The organism is Mycobacterium sp., from assembly GCF_049281135.1.
Taxonomy (GTDB): Bacteria; Actinomycetota; Actinomycetes; order Mycobacteriales; family Mycobacteriaceae; genus Mycobacterium.
Genome location: NZ_JBAPRN010000296.1, coordinates 1 through 14,818, shown reverse-complemented (window position 1 = coordinate 14,818; position 14,818 = coordinate 1). Strand labels below are relative to the sequence as shown.

Genomic DNA, 14,818 nt, shown 5'->3' with positions numbered 1-14,818 from the left:
CGGCGGAAGCACCCAACCTGCCGGCGCGATCAAATGGCTACTGACCCATATCGGTCGCTGTACAGAAGAGTTGAACCGCGACGCGAGCCGAAGGCGGCCGAGCAGCGGACCGCAAAGCGGTTCGTAGAACCCGTACTCCTCGGGACAGTTGCCCGGCAGATTCAACCGCGCGCGTGCAAATACTCGCCGGCGGGCACAACTAACGGGTCCGCCGTGTTGGGATGGGAATGAAGGTTCGCTTCGGGATCGGGCTCGGTCTCAACACTCCCGCCGATCAGCTCGCACCGATCGTCGATCATCTGGAGAGCAGCGGGGTCGACTCACTGTGGTTCTCCGAACTCGTCTACTCACCGGCGGTGGATCCGGTGGTCGGGATGGCGTACGCGCTGGCCCGGACCGAGCGATTGAAAGTGGGAACGTCGGTGGCTGTGCTGCCGGGACGCCACCCGGTGTTGGTGGCCAAGCAACTGGCCTCCCTGGCCGCAATCGCACCCAAGCGGGTCCTCCCCGTCTTCGGTCTCCGATCAGCCATTCCCGCTGAGCGTGAAGTGTTCATGGTGCCCGACGGGGAGCGCGCGGCGGTCTTCGACGAGTCATTACGAATCCTGCGTGCGGCACTGGTCGACGTGCCGGCCAGCTACAGCGGCCGGTATTTCACGGTGACCGCGGCCGCCGTCGCGCCGCGGCCCAATCCCCCGCTAGACATCTGGCTGGGCGGCTCGGCACCGGCGGCGTTCCGGCGAATCGGCACGCTGGCCGACGGATGGCTGGGCAGTTTCCTGACTCCCGACGAGGCGCGGGCCGGCCGCGAGGCGATCGAGCGGGCGGCCGCGGAAGCCGACCGGCAGATCGAACCCGATCACTACGGCATTTCGCTGGCGGTCGCCGACGGCGAACTGCCAGCCGAGTTGATCGCCGCGGTCCGTCGCCGCCGGCCGGACGTCGATCCGGCCGAGTTGGTGGCCGCCGACTGGGATCAGCTGCATCGTCAACTCGATAAGTACCTCGACGCCGGTTTGACGAAATTCGTTATCCGCCAAGCGAGTACGGGGCCGGCCAGCGCGTTCATCGACCGGTTCGTCGCCGAACTGGCCGGCCGGGAGAACTAGAGCGTTTCCACCCAGCGCAGGATCTCCGGGGTGGCCTTGTCGGTGATGTCGCTGAACTCGGGATGTTTCTTGATGAAGGCAGCCACCATCGGGCAGACCGGGACAACACGCTTGCCGTTCGCTCGGGTCGCCTCCAGCGCCGCGGCAACCAGAATGGTGGCCAGCCCACGTCCGCCGAACCGCTCCTCGACTTCGGTGTGGTAGAAAACCCGCTGGTTGTCGCGGTCGGCGACGGCTGCAAGCCCGACGGTTTCGCCGGCGACGGCGATGGTGTACTTCCCCTCGGCGGCGCTGACGGTGGCCTCAGCGCCGGTCTTATCAGTAGGCATAGCTATTCATTTTCGCGGTGGCCGCAAGACCTGCATGCCGAGCCGCAGGAGCGGCTCGGGGACCCGGTCCTTTACGGCAAGCGCCGCGTCGGCAACTCGGCCCCGCAACAGGGTGCCGCGGCCGAACACCCGATTCAGGGGCCCGCCGGTCGGTTCGAGCTCGACGTGCAGCGGCGGCGCACCTTCCGTGGCGCCGAGCGCGGTGGAGATGACGATCCGCTGAATCTCGCTGGTGCCCTCGAAGATGGTGTACAGCTTGGCATCTCGATACCACTTCTCGACCGGGTGGTCGGTGATGTAGCCCCAACCGCCCAGCGTCTGAATGGCCCGTTCGGTCGCGCGAACCGCGACCTCGCTGGCCGCCATTTTCGACATCGAGCCTTCCCCGCGCTCGAACGCGATTCCCCTGGCAGCCATCCAGGACGCGCGCCAGGTCAGCAGCCGGGCCGCGTCGATCTGTGTCGCGATCTCGGCGAGCGGAAAGGCGATGCCCTGGTTGTCGATGATTGGCCCGCCGAAGGCCTCACGCTGGGTGGCGTAAGTGGTGGCGTACTCCAGGGCCGCTCGCGCGATGCCGATCGCCTGCGCGGCAACCATCGGACGAGTCTGCTCGAAAGTGCCCAATGTGGCTGAGCCGGAGCGCTTTCCACCCGCGACGACCTCGCGCGCCTTGGCGAGTTTGTGCTCGAGCTTGTCCTGCCCGCCGAGTAGGTTCCCTTCGGGAATCCGGACGCCATTGAATTTCAGCTCCGCCGTGTGCGAGGCCCGGCAACCGAGTTTGTCGAGCTTGCGTACCAGCTCCAGGCCCGGTGTGCCGCCCGGGACGACGAACAACGCCTGGCCACGGTGACCGAGCTCTTCGTCGACGACGGCGTTGACCACATGAACGTCGGCGATGCCGCCGTTGCCGATCCACATCTTGTGGCCGTCGAGTATCCAGTCGCTACCGTCGCGTTTGGCCGTGGTCCGCAGATCGCGGACGTCGCTGCCGCCTTCGGGCTCGGAGATCGCCAGCGCCGCGAGCTTGAGGTCACCCGGCGAGCCGAAGCACTGTGGCGCCCACTCCAGCATCTGCTCGGGGGAGGCGGCCTGGCCAATCGCCGAGAGGGCCAGAGCCGGCATCACGATCGCCAAACCGATTCCGGCGCAACCCCAGAACAGCTCCTCCATGAACATCGGCAGCGAAAGGCCGGTCGGGTCGCCGATGAGATCGCGATAGAACAGCGGACTGTAGAAACCGCGCTGGGCGGCCTCTTCGAGCACCGGCCAGGGGAACTCCTGCTTCTGGTCGTAGTCCAGGGCCACCGGCCGGATGACCGATTCGGAAAACTCGTGGGTTCGCCGAGCCAGGTCGTGCTGTGCCGCGGTCGGCGTCAGGTCGAACGTCATGCAAGGCCCCCGGGTCGGTTGACCTTTTATTACCCGTTGTCGACGGATTCAATCCCGCCGCCGCGACGGCGCGGGATCAGGCCGCAGAACGCGGACCCACCTGGCGAAGGGGCAGATGAAACACGGTCGCGGTGGCCCGCGCGGTGTCCCCTTCGCGCCGCGTCAGCAAGGCGGCATTGTCGGCCAGCTGCCGGGGACTGATCTCCCCCGCCGCGATCCGGCGCAGGGTGGCATGCGCCTGAGCCAGCTGCTCGCGCTTGCGGTACTGGCCGCCGGGCAGCTTGATGCCGGCCCAGACGCCGTATTCCTCGCGGTTCTCCACGGCATACTTCGCGCACAGCCGCTGCTGCGCCAACGGGCAACGCCGCAGGCATTGCAGCCGGGCCTCGGTGGCCGACTGCTCGTAAGCACGCGCCTTGGCGGCGCCATCGCCGCCGTCGTCATCGGCGTAGCCGAACCACATCTCCGGGTTGACCGAGCATGGATGCCCCATCTGTCCGCCTCCTTAGTACCAAAACGTATGCGGAATCGTATACAGTCAGATCCGAGTTTGGCAAGAGAAAGGCTACAAAAACGCATAACTCTTGGAGAACGTATACGGCTGTGTAGGATCCGGATATGGCCGGAGCCGCAGGGTGAGCCGCGAATCGGCTGGCGCGGCCATCCGAGAACTCCGGGAGGCGCGTGACTGGTCGCTGGCCGATTTCGCATCGGTGACCGGCGTGAGCATCATGGGCCTGAGTTACCTCGAACGAGGCGCCCGCAAGCCGCACAAAGGCACAGTTCAGAAGGTAGAGAACGGACTTGGACTGCCGCCGGGCACCTACTCGCGGCTCGTGGTGGCCGCCGATCCCGCCGCCGAACTCGAACGCCTGACCGCGCCGAGTCCACCCGAGCCGCCGCCGCAGCGGATCACTGGGCCGATCGTGGTGGACCGGCACACCGACACCGACATGCACGAGGAATACGCCGAAGCTCACCGCGATGCACTCAAATCGTTGATCGACCATGTGCCTGTGAGCACATCAAACGAATACGAGACGTATATTCTCTCTGTGATCGGAGTGTGCGTGAAGGCCGAGATGCTGGCCGCCAACTCCTGGCGGAAGGTGGTCAACGCCGACGCGGCATCGGCAGGACGGCTCATGCGGCATCTGCAGGCATTGGAAGCAACTCGGGGAGAGCTCATCGAGCGGATGCCGATGAGCCTCAGCGCGCGCTTCGATCGGGCGTGCGCGGAATCGTCGCTGCCCGAACCGGTGATTGCCGCGCTGATCGGTGTCACCGCCGCCGAGATATGGGACATCCGCAATAGGGGAGTCATCCCGCCGGGAGCGCTTCCGAGGGTCCGGGCATTCGCCGATCACGCCGATGAGACCGATGTTGACGCTGCGATCGACGAGGGGGAGCAACAGTGAGCGGAAACGAGTTGGCGGCCTTGAGCCGCGCCCACGAGCTGTTCGCCGGCGGCACCGGGTCGGTGGCGGTGGACGCCCGGCTGGCGCCGTACGACGGACTACTGGAACGCGCCGCAGCGCTGAATACCGCCGCGGTACAAGGCGGTTACCAGTCAGCGGTGAACCGTAGCCGCGACGATCTGCGAGCCGCGGCGACGGCCGACGCCGCAGTGGCCGCCACCGTCGAGGAAGCCCACCGGGATCACGCCAACGCTCAGGGGCTGACCAAGGGGGTGCTCGACGAGGCCCGCGCCGATACTGCGTTGCCGGACAACCCGATCGCTCAGCGCGAAGCGATCCGCCGCCGGGTAGCACGATTGCGGGCACAGCAGGCGCATGTGCTGGCCGCCCGTCGCAAATCGCGTCGCCATCGGTCGAGGTGGCGGGCAGTGCGCTATCGGATGCTGCACCACGGCGCCTACCCGGCGGGGTTGCGGCTGCCTCCGCCGAACAGCCGCGCGGGTATCGCGGTGCGGGCGGCGCTGTCCCGGCTGGGCCGGCCCTACGTGTGGGGCGCGACCGGCCCGGACCAGTTCGATTGCTCGGGGTTGACTCAATGGTCCTACGCGCGGGCGGGAATTCACTTGGACCGCACCACATATCAGCAGATATACGACGGAATCCCGATCCCGCGCTCGCACGTCCGTCCGGGCGACTTGGTCTTCCCCACCGCAGGACACGTGCAACTGGCGATCGGTAACAACCTGGTGGTCGAGGCCCCCCACTCCGGCGCGACAGTGCGGATCAGTCCGCTCGGCGCCGGTGTGCAGATCCGGCGCCCAACGGGGTAGCGGCAATGGTGGGCGAACACGAACCAGGGATGCCAGAACAGGCCGGACGCACGAGCGCTGCGATCGGGGAGCGGCAGGCCGCGCTGTCGACGCGGCATGCCGCGGTTGCCGACGCCGACCGTGCCCTGGCCGATGCGATCGCCGAAGCACACGCGGCAACCGTCGAAGCGATCCGCCGCCTGGATGGAATCGCGGCCGAGATCGACGGAGCGGTGGCCAATCAGGCCGCCCTCGGCCTCGATACCGCGATGGGTGCGCGTGAGTTCCAGAAGTTTCTGATCGCCAAGCAGCGTGAAATCTCGGCCGTGGTGTCGACCGCTCGCGAGCTCGGCGACGCGAAGAAGGCCGTCCTGGAGACGTTGCGTGAGCACTACACCGGGTCGGCCGGCTAGCACCCGAGCGACGTCGGGTTGTGCACACGAGTGAATTGTCGACCGGGGGTCCGGTGGCTACTGTCGCCACCATGTTCAGGCAGGACAGCGATGACGACGCCTGACGACGCGCCCGCCCCCGAACATCAGGAGGGCGATGCAGCGGACGCGATCAGAAACGCGGAAGTTGCTCTGGCACATCAGAACTCGACAACCGCGCAGGTCGACCTGCAAGTAGTGACAGCAGTTCTCAACGCACACCAGAAGGCCGCCGCCGGTACGCAAGCCCTCACCAGACTGCAGCGCGACATCGAGGGCGCCGTGGCAACGCGGTCGGATCTCGACACACCGGCCGGAGCTCGGGACTTCCAGCGGTACCTGATCGGCAAGCTGCGTGACATCCGTGCCGTGGTCGCGGGCGCGAGCCTCGACGACACCTCGAACTCGGCTCTGATGGCCGCGTGGACGTCGCTGTACAACTCGGCCCAGCCCGGCACCGATGCCACGGACGACAAGCGCGCGCCTGCGGGATCCGAGCCCGCTGCACCGGGGCCCAATACTGTCCAAACCCGCTCGCCTGCAACGGAACCCGATCCGGACCCGTATTTCGGTGTGATGTCCGACGACGATCCCGGCCTGCCGCCCGAGGACATGCCGGCGCGTGCCGTGTCGGGACCTGCGCCGACCCCCGAGGGGGCGCCCAGCATTCCGTCATTCGGCGGGGGCGGCCTACCGGGCGGTGCCGGGTGGGGGATGCCCGGGGGACTGGCGCTGCCCGGGCCCCTGCCGAGTGGCGACGAGCAACTGTCGCCGAAGGATCTCGACGACGAGCGGTTGAAGACCGACGAGCCCGGGGACCGGCTGGCGTCCGACGAGGACGATCCCGAGCGGGCCGGCCATGAACACGCCGAGCCTGCCGCCGGGCCCACGATCGCGACACTCCCGAACGGCGAGACCCTCACCGCCGCAAGCCCACAGCTGGCGGCCGCGATCGAGGCCGCGGCCAGCGGGACTCCCATCGCGGACGCGTTCCGTCGGGAGGGGATGACCATTCCGCCGCCGGGTACCGCGGTCAACGATCCGGTAGACACGTCGCAGCTCGCGCCCGGAGACATCGGCATGTTCACCGACCGTCACGCACTTGCGCTCGGCGACAGCCGGGCGCTGTTGAACGGCCAGATCCAGCACATCTCCACCGTGAACGGCCCTGGCTTCCTAGGCTGGGAGCACCCGCCGGTGCCGGTCAGCGCACCCGAGCCGAACAGAACCGCCCCACCGGCGCCCACCAGGCCGGCGATCGCCCAGAGAACCGAGACCGCCTAGAAGTAGTCCGGCTCGCGCCGGCACGGCAGAAGGAGACAGCGGATGGCAGACCGAATCCACGTGGTGCCCGCGCACTTACGTGAAGCCGCCGGCCACCACCAGGAGACATCCGAATATCTGCGAACCCTGCCCGCGTCGCACGAGGCGATTCAGCAGAGCCTGGACTCGCTGGGCCCGATCTTCGGCGAGCTGCGCGAGGCCGGGCGGGAACTGCTCGAGCAACGGCGGCTCTGTTACGAGCAACAGGCCGACAATCACGCGGACATCGCCGACAACCTGACAAAATCGGCCGGCATGTGGGAACAGCACGAGGCAGAGGCCGCCGAGAAACTCGAACGTGTCTCCGACGACGGTCGATGACTGAGGCCGATCCTGCGTTCGACACCGTCCATCCGAGCGGCCACATCCTGGTGCGCTCATGTCGCGGTGGATACATGCACAGCGTCACGCTGACCGAGGCCGTGATGAACACCGACGCGGAAAGCCTGACGGAGGGCATCCTGCTGACCGCCGACGTCTCCTACCTCAAGGCGGTGATGGAAGTCCGCGGTGAGATCGTGGCGGCCGGCTACACCCCGTCAGCCGAGGTTCCCACCACCGACGATCTCGACATCGCGATCGAAAGACTCGTCGCGCATGAATTACCCCGGCGGGACGACACCGACTGAATAACTAGCGAATCCAAGTCTTGACGGCGTCGCGATCCGGGGCGATATCGGTGGGCGGCTCGACAGGATTGGCGCCGAACAACTCTCGCGCTCGGCCCAGCAACGCACGCACCTCATTCAACTGCTGCTGCAGCCCCGATTCAGCCACACGCTCACGCTACTCAGATGCCGTAATTCGCACAATTCACCCGCCGTTTTCAACCAACAGCAGCGCAGGAGAGGTACTGGCGATGACGGTAGGCTTGGCCGGTGGCAATCTTCGGGCGAAATACGGCGCGTCAGCGCCTCCGAAGAGCTGCTGAAGAATCGCTGAAGATCCCGGCCTTCCGGTCGCCGGTGGACTGCACTCCGTGGGTGACCGGCGGATTGTGGCCTGCTGAGCTGTCCACAGTTACCGCCGAGACCGCTCCGCTTGTCAAATACCTGAAGTCCGACTTGCAGCGGATAGTCAATTCGGCGAATGAAGAACTCAAGAACATTCGTTGCGCGGGATTGATCGATTCCACCCGACAGGCAGAAGAAGCCAGGGTTATCAACGATGCGCGCGCCTTCGCGGTGCGCCGAGTCGAGTCGACAGTTCGTCACCTTCACAACATGAAGTCGAAATTGCCGACGGAGCACTGGCCCGTGAATGGTGCCGGCGACACCGAGAAGACAACGCGATTCAAAATCGCACCACCGCGACCAGAGCCGACCCCGCCCATCGACGTACCCGCGCCGGCGGCAGAGCAGGACTTCCAGCGGGAGCCGATGCCGCCCATCGTCGCACCCGCACCGGCGATGCCGGCGCAGGACTTCCAGCCGGCACCTTCCGTTGAGCAGCCGAAAAGCTGGGAACCTGCACCGCTGGAAGACTGGGGACCGCCCTTGGCCGAGCCCGCGGAGCCGGAAACCGTGGAGCTTGAAACCGCGCAGTTTGAAACCGCGGAGCCGGAAACGTACGAGCTGGAAGCCTCCGAGCCGGAGATCGCCCAACCGGAGGAGTCGCAGCCGCAACACGCGTTCGAATCCGACGACACGGAGGTCCTCGAGGAACTCGCCTCGCTGCTGCAGGAGATCACGCCTCTCGCAGAGGCGCCGATCGTTGAACCACTGGCTGTCCAACCAGTGGTCGTCGAACCAGTGGTCGTCGAACCATTGGCCTTCGAAATGCCATCCGTCGAGCCGTCGAGCCCGGCGCCTGCCGCCGCTCGCTCGGAGCCCGGGATCGACTTCACCGCGGCCACCCGGCAGTTGCCAGTGGTCGAGCCCGCCGAATCGGAGCACGACAGGCTGGAACGGCTGCTCAAGTTCGTGGCGCGGCAAGAACCCGGGTTGCGCTGGGCCATGGGCAGCCGTGAAGACGGCACGACACTGTTGGTGACCGACCTTGCGCACGGCTGGATACCGCCAGGTATCACGTTGCCCGCCGAGGTCAGCTTGCTGGAGCCGGCCCAGCGCACGGGTACCGCGGCGGCGTTGCTTGGCCAGACGACGTTGACGGCGAAGTACGCCCCCGGCGATCCACTGGGTTGGGCAACCGATTACGAGGTCACCGACACTTCGTCGCAGCCGCGCGAGCTGCCGGCGGTCGACGACTTGGGCTGGGTGCTCGGCGAAGCGACGCATTGGCGCGATGGTCTGCCGCGGATGGTCAACACGCTGGCCAGGGCGGGTGCCGCGGGCACCGGCATCGTCGAAGCCGAGATCGACATTTTGCGGGTCTACCTGGACACGTCGCGATATCAGCTATTGGCGCAATATCCCGACATTGACGCGGGGCTACTGCTGAATTGTCTGCTGCTGGCCGCGACCGAAGGTATCGCCACCAAGAATCAGGTCAGTGCGAATTACCACTTCGCGTGGTTCCAGGTGCTGAGCGCGCCACCGGCCAGCGGTTGGAAGGACGGTCCGTGACAGACTGCGATGCTCAAGCCTGCAGACAATGAATTGACGCTGGTCGGAGGGGTCTAGATACTGTCATGATGCCGGGGCCAGGCAGTCGCGCGCAGCTAAGCGACAAGGATCTCGTCGAATCGGTTTTGCGTGAACTGAGTGAGGCCGCCGATAAGTGGGAAGCGCTCGTCGGCCAGGCCGAGACGATCACCTACAGTGTCGATCTCGGCGATATTCAGGCGGTGGCGAATTCCGACGGCCGGCTGGTCGAATTGGCGTTGCACCCGACCGTGATGTCGGGTTACACCCATGGCGAGCTGGCAGACCGGTTGAACCTGGCTATCGCCGCCCTGCGGGGAGAGGCCGAAGCTGAGAACCAGGCCCGGTACGGCGGAGCCCTGCAGTGACGTGGGATTTGTTGTCGCACAATGTAGTTGAGCGGCAGGCGGATGCTGATCGCTCGCCGGAAGGACGCTGACCGTGCCACTCAATCTCTCCAACCGGGATCAGAACTCGGGGCATCTGTTCTACAACCGCAGGTTGAAGGCCGCGATCACCCGGTTCTCGGTGCGAATGAAGCACGATGACCGCAAACAGCAAGCGGCAGTGGCGCTGTCGATGGTCTTCGTGCTGATCGGCATCGGCTGGATGGCGCTGCTGCACGTGATGAAACCGGCCGGTCTGGTCGGGCAGTCCGCGATCATCGGGAACCGTGACACCGGAGCGGTCTATGCAAAGATCAACGGCCGGCTGTATCCCGCGCTCAATCTGACGTCGGCGCGGCTGGCCGTCGGCAACGCTGCCGCGCCGACCTGGGTGAAGGCAGCTGAGATCGCCAAGTACCCGACCGGCCCGATCGTCGGCATTCCCGGTGTGCCGGATAGCCTTACCGTCACCCCGAATTCGGTGTCGGCGTGGTCGGTGTGCGATATCGCACCAGCCCGAGGCAGCGGAACTATGCCAGTGGTGACGTCGATCGCCGGCGAGCTCTCGACCGGCGGCCGGGCGGCCCCGATGGAGCCGACGCAGGCCGTCCTTGTCACGCACAAGGGCGCGACCTATGTGGTGTGGGGCGGCCAGCGGTCCCAGATCGACCCCTCCGACCGATCGGTCACCTTCAACCTGGGGCTGGATCCCGGCCTCACCTATCCGATCGAGATCTCCAACGCGCTGTTCGACGCGATGCCGGCGACGGAACCCCTTGTGATTCCGCTGATCCCGGAGCTAGGTACACCGTCCACGTGGCTACCGGGATCGCCGGTCGGCAGCGTTCTCGAGACGCGCGACGCGAACGGCGTCGTCACCGGCTTCTACGCGCTGCTGACCAACGGGGTGCAGAAGATCACCAGCTTCGTTGCCGACCTGCTCCGCACCGCTACCGCCCAGGCGTCGGCCACCCCAACCCTGATCTCTCCTGACAAGCTGATCCACATCCCGGCCGTCGACGTCCTCAATGTCGGCTTCTATCCGTCCGGCAAGCTGAATTTCGTTGACACAGCGGTCAATCCGGTGACCTGCGTGGCGTGGCAAAAGCAGACGACCGACCCGCAGGCGACGATCACCATCGTCAGCGGACGCGGTCTGCCGGTGCCGATCAGCATGGATCCACGCCTGGTTCGGCTGGTGCGCGACGACCGCGCGCCCGAGTCAGTCGAGGCCGACCAGGCACTGGTGCTGCCGGGTGCGGCGAATTTCGTCGCGACGACCAGTGGTGTCGCCAGCTCGGGCAGCCGCGAAAGCCTGTATTGGCTTTCACCGCAAGGGGTTCGATTCGGCGTGCAGTGGGACAGGAAGACGCTTGACCCGCTGAGCCTGGACCCGGGCAGCGCCGTCCAGGCACCGTGGCCGATCGTGCGCACGTTCGCGGCCGGGCCGGCCATCAGCCATGACAGCGCGCTGCTGGCGCGCGATACCCTCACCGGCGGCGGAGCGGTCGCGCCGGTTCCAGAAGCGAACCCACAAGCGGGAGGTTAGGCATGTCCAAACGCGGCTTCGTAAGGGGCATGCGCAAACCGGCCCCAATGGTTCCGCCGGTGCGGGTGGCGATCGCACCCCCGTTGGCCTTGCCGGAACGCGAGCCCCGGAACATCCTGCTGATGATCGCGCTGCCCGCGCTGCTGGTCGGGATCATCGGAACCCTGGTGGTGATGTACACCTCCGGAGTCCGGTCGCTGCAGTCCGGCTTCTTCCCGATGATGGGGCTGGCCGGCTTCGGCGCATTGATGTTCAGCGGGCGCTTCGGCCGAGGCCGGCGAATCTCTTGGGGTGAGCAGGAAAAGCAGCGGCGTATCTATCTGCGCCAGCTCGACGAGGATCGCGAAGAAGTTCAGCGTGCCGCGCAAGATCTGCGTCGCAGCCAGCTGTTCGTGCACGGCGACCCGCAACAACTCGACACCGTGATCGGCGGCCCGCGGATGTGGGAGCGCCGTCCGGACGACCCGGACTTTCTTGATGTCCGCCTCGGCACTGGCATCCAGCAGGCCAGCGACTCAGCGGTGTCGCTGCAGTGGCCGGAGGTGCCGATCGGCGAGGAGCTGGAACCAGTCACCGGCGGCGCGCTGCGCGATTTCATCCTCGAGCAGAGCAAGATCCGCGGCATCGGCAAGGTCTTGAATCTGCGGTCCAAGCCCGGCTTCAGCTTCATCGGCCCCGACCCGGCCGAGCTGCACAATCTTGCGCGGTCGATCCTGTGTTCGCTGGCGGTGTATCACAGCCCGAATGACCTCAAGCTGATGGTGGTGACCCGCCATCCGGAGCTGTGGTCGTGGTTGGTGTGGCTTCCGCACAATCAGCACGACGAGATGTTCGACGCATGCGGTCTGCGCCGGCTGCTGTTCGCGTCGCCGACGGAGTTGGAGGAGGCACTGGACGCCGAGCTGCACCGCAAGGGCCGCGGGCCGTGGGCCCCGCCGGTCGGCACCAGCCCAACGTCGATGCCCTCGGCAATGGAGTCATCGGGCACCAGGCTCGGCCCGCACTGGGTCATCGTCGACGACAACATCGGCACACCTGAGCAGTGGGAGGGCGTGACCGGACAGAAAGGCATGGCCGGAATCACGGTGTTGCGGTTGGCGACCCGGTCGGGTCTCGGCGTCGGTTTCGCCGACGAAGATCAGCGTTTCGATTTGCGAGACAGACACCTCTATCACCGCGACGCGTTCTACGCGATCGCCGACATGCTGGCCGAGAGCACCGCCTACCGCTACGCGCGGGCTCTGGCGCGCTGGTCGCCGATGAGTGCGGGGGAGTTGTCCGAAACCGACAGCCAAGCAGGCGAATTGCTGCGGGCGCTGGGCATCAACGATCCACGCCAACTCGACGTCGACCGGCTGTGGGCCGACAGTCGCGGACGCGGCGACGCGAAGTGGGCGATGGTGCCGGTCGGAGTCAAACCCGGCGGCGAGTTGCAGTACGTCATCTTCCGTGCAAAAGACTTCGGCGGCTTCGGTTTCCACTCCGTGGTGATTGGAACATCGGGATCGGGCAAGTCGGAGTACTTCCTGTCGCTCGCCAACGGCATCGCGCTGACGCATTCGCCCGAGACGTTCATCCTGATCTTCGTCGACATGAAGTTCGAGTCCGCCGCCCAGGACTTGGCGGGCCTACCGCACGTCGCGGGGTCGCTGTCCAACCTCGGAAAGGACGAGCGGCACCTGGCCGAGCGGATGCGCAAGGCGATCGACGGCGAAATCCATCGGCGCTACCGACTTTTCAAAGAGGCAGGCGCGCGTGATGCGAACGAGTACGAGGAAATGCGGCTGGCCGGAAGGGATCTCGAGCCGGTCCCCATTCTGCTGGTCATCATCGACGAGTACCTCGAGCTCTTCCACCACCACCAGGAGTGGATCCAGCTGGTTATTCACATCGGTCAGGAAGGTCGCGGCTGTAACGTCTTCTTCACCCTCGGCGGTCAGCGTCTCGACCTCTCGTCGCTGAGTAAAGCCAAGAGCAACATTGCCTTCCGGGTCGCGCTGCGCGCGGAGACGGCCGAGGATTCGCGCGACGTCATCGGTAGCGACGCCGCGTTGCACCTGCCGTCGAAGGAAAACGGCTACGCGCTGATGAAAGTCGGCCCGCGTGACCTGGAGCCGTTCCGCTGCTTCTATCTGTCAGCGCCATTCGTGCTGCCCAAGAAAGTCGCGAACGTCAACCGGACCATCGACGTGAGCTTCTCCCAGCCGCGGCCACTCACCTGGGAATACCAGCCACTCAGTGCCGAAGACACCGCGGCTCTCGCCGTCGCCGACGAGCCGGACGAGCCCGACGAGTTCCTGTTCCACGCCGACGGCTTCAGAAAGAAGAAGCTGCTCGACGTCATCCGTGATTCCCTGGTGTCGACCCAGGCTCGACTGCCCCACCAAATCTGGCTTCCCCCACTGGAAATCAGCGAGCCAGTCGATGCGCTGGTCGGTTACTGGCGTGGGAAACCGTGGCACGTCGACTACGGGCAGAACCCGGGTCTGATCCTGCCGATCGGGATCGTCGACGTTCCCGAGGACCACACGCAGCTAGTGCATTCCATCGACGTGGAGATGGACAACGTGATGGTGGTTGCCACCGCCCAGCGCGGCAAAAGCACCACGCTGATGACGTTGATGACATCGGCCGCGCTGATGTACCGCCCGGAACGGGTGACGTTCTTCTGCATCGGGGCGTCGCTGTACCCCATGGAAGAGTTGCCGCACGTGGCCGGTGTGGTGAGCCTCAACGACACCGAAGGGGTGTCGCGAACAATCGCGACGATCGAGGGATTGATTCGCGCCCGAGAGGCGTCGTTCAAGCACTATCAGATCGACATCTCCGAATTCCGCGAACGACGGTTCGGCGCAGCCGGCGGTGGCGGAACCGATCCGGAAGACAAGTTCGGCGACGTATTCCTCATCATCGACAACTACGGCGACCTCTACGAGAAAGACTTCGCGACCGGGGATCGCGCGATCGCGATTGCCCGGCAAGGACTTTCGTACGGCGTTCATGTCATGACGAGCGCCAACGGCTGGTTCGTCGGCCAGAAGCAGGGCCTGTTGAATGTGTCGAACGCACGCATCCAGCTGCGGCTGAGCAACCCCGACGAGTCGCAGATGGGTAGTTCGATGGAACGGCGCAAGGCCGCGCGCAACACGCTGGACCGGCCAGGTTTCGGCCTGACCCGCGAGGGCCACGAGTTGCTGATCGGGGTACCGGAGATCACCGGAACCGAGAATCAGCGAGTGAGCGCCCGGGGTATCGGCGAGGTCATTGCTCAAGTCACCGGCGCAGACCGGGTGGAGCGGCTGTCGCGGTTGCCCGAGCGGGTGGCATTGACGCAGATCGTCGAGGCGTACGACCGCACCCCGGAGGGGGCCGACGCCCTCAACATTCCGTTCGCCATCGGGGAGAGTGGGTTGCAACCGGTGGCGCTGTCCCTCCGGACATCGCCCAACATGCTCGTGATGGGCCGCCAACTCTGCGGCAAGACGACGACGCTGGCGGCGATCGGCCAGGCGATCACTCAGCGCTTTACTCC

The 14,818-nt window shown here is 65.9% G+C and carries 15 protein-coding genes; 11 read left to right on the top strand and 4 right to left on the bottom strand.

The genetic code is table 11. From position 1 onward, the window contains the following. Window positions 1-227: 227 nt before the first annotated feature. The gene (locus WAN02_RS12060; protein ID WP_422264402.1) at window positions 228-1,109 is read left to right on the top strand and encodes a TIGR03854 family LLM class F420-dependent oxidoreductase; all 882 of its coding nucleotides are present in this window, start codon (window positions 228-230) and stop codon (window positions 1,107-1,109) included. Here the strand turns inward: WAN02_RS12060 and WAN02_RS12055 are convergent. The 3 genes from WAN02_RS12055 to WAN02_RS12045 all read right to left on the bottom strand — a co-directional run bounded on the left by WAN02_RS12055 (window position 1,106) and on the right by WAN02_RS12045 (window position 3,320). After that, on the bottom strand, window positions 1,106-1,438 hold the full coding sequence (locus tag WAN02_RS12055; RefSeq protein WP_422264401.1) for a GNAT family N-acetyltransferase: 333 nt from the start codon (window positions 1,436-1,438) through the stop codon (window positions 1,106-1,108). The genes WAN02_RS12060 and WAN02_RS12055 overlap by 4 nt on opposite strands. A 6-nt stretch (window positions 1,439-1,444) precedes the next feature. Continuing rightward, entirely contained in the window at window positions 1,445-2,827 is a 1,383-nt protein-coding gene (locus WAN02_RS12050; protein WP_422264400.1) for an acyl-CoA dehydrogenase family protein, read from the bottom strand. 76 nt (window positions 2,828-2,903) lie between these two features. After that, complete coding sequence (locus WAN02_RS12045; protein WP_422264399.1) at window positions 2,904-3,320, bottom strand: WhiB family transcriptional regulator; 417 nt, start codon at window positions 3,318-3,320, stop codon at window positions 2,904-2,906. 142 nt (window positions 3,321-3,462) lie between these two features. Here WAN02_RS12045 and WAN02_RS12040 point away from each other — a divergent pair, with 142 nt between their 5' ends. The 6 genes from WAN02_RS12040 to WAN02_RS12015 all read left to right on the top strand — a co-directional run bounded on the left by WAN02_RS12040 (window position 3,463) and on the right by WAN02_RS12015 (window position 7,437). Then, the gene (locus WAN02_RS12040; protein ID WP_422264398.1) at window positions 3,463-4,245 is read left to right on the top strand and encodes a helix-turn-helix domain-containing protein; all 783 of its coding nucleotides are present in this window, start codon (window positions 3,463-3,465) and stop codon (window positions 4,243-4,245) included. After that, window positions 4,242-5,075, top strand: coding sequence for a C40 family peptidase (locus WAN02_RS12035; protein WP_422264397.1), 834 nt, complete (start codon window positions 4,242-4,244; stop codon window positions 5,073-5,075). The genes WAN02_RS12040 and WAN02_RS12035 overlap by 4 nt, the downstream gene beginning before the upstream one ends. A 29-nt stretch (window positions 5,076-5,104) precedes the next feature. Further along, window positions 5,105-5,467: a DUF4226 domain-containing protein gene (locus tag WAN02_RS12030; protein ID WP_422264396.1), complete on the top strand. Its 363-nt coding sequence runs from the start codon at window positions 5,105-5,107 to the stop codon at window positions 5,465-5,467. A gap of 90 nt (window positions 5,468-5,557) precedes the next feature. Then, on the top strand, window positions 5,558-6,769 hold the full coding sequence (locus WAN02_RS12025; RefSeq protein ID WP_422264395.1) for a DUF4226 domain-containing protein: 1,212 nt from the start codon (window positions 5,558-5,560) through the stop codon (window positions 6,767-6,769). Between the two features lie 42 nt (window positions 6,770-6,811). Beyond that, the gene (locus WAN02_RS12020; protein WP_422264394.1) at window positions 6,812-7,129 is read left to right on the top strand and encodes an ESX-1 secretion-associated protein; all 318 of its coding nucleotides are present in this window, start codon (window positions 6,812-6,814) and stop codon (window positions 7,127-7,129) included. Continuing rightward, window positions 7,126-7,437, top strand: coding sequence for a DUF2694 family protein (locus WAN02_RS12015; protein WP_422264393.1), 312 nt, complete (start codon window positions 7,126-7,128; stop codon window positions 7,435-7,437). The genes WAN02_RS12020 and WAN02_RS12015 overlap by 4 nt, the downstream gene beginning before the upstream one ends. 4 nt (window positions 7,438-7,441) lie before the next feature. Here the strand turns inward: WAN02_RS12015 and WAN02_RS12010 are convergent, their stop codons facing one another. Beyond that, window positions 7,442-7,585, bottom strand: a complete 144-nt coding sequence (locus tag WAN02_RS12010) for a hypothetical protein (protein WP_325685646.1) — start codon at window positions 7,583-7,585, stop codon at window positions 7,442-7,444. A gap of 101 nt (window positions 7,586-7,686) precedes the next feature. Between WAN02_RS12010 and WAN02_RS12005 the strand changes: the two genes are divergently transcribed. The 4 genes from WAN02_RS12005 to eccCa form a co-directional block, all read left to right on the top strand. Continuing rightward, a complete protein-coding gene (locus WAN02_RS12005) occupies window positions 7,687-9,333 on the top strand; it encodes a DUF5631 domain-containing protein (RefSeq protein WP_422264392.1) in 1,647 nt (548 codons plus the stop codon). Window positions 9,334-9,398: 65 nt separating this feature from the next. Further along, window positions 9,399-9,719 (top strand): DUF2710 family protein, encoded by a 321-nt coding sequence (locus tag WAN02_RS12000; RefSeq protein ID WP_422264391.1) that lies wholly within the window; start codon window positions 9,399-9,401, stop codon window positions 9,717-9,719. 73 nt (window positions 9,720-9,792) lie between these two features. After that, window positions 9,793-11,286, top strand: a complete 1,494-nt coding sequence (eccB, locus tag WAN02_RS11995) for a type VII secretion protein EccB (RefSeq protein ID WP_422264390.1) — start codon at window positions 9,793-9,795, stop codon at window positions 11,284-11,286. Between the two features lie 2 nt (window positions 11,287-11,288). Next, window positions 11,289-14,818: type VII secretion protein EccCa (eccCa, locus tag WAN02_RS11990; RefSeq protein ID WP_422264389.1), on the top strand; the 3,530-nt coding region annotated here is incomplete at its 3' end.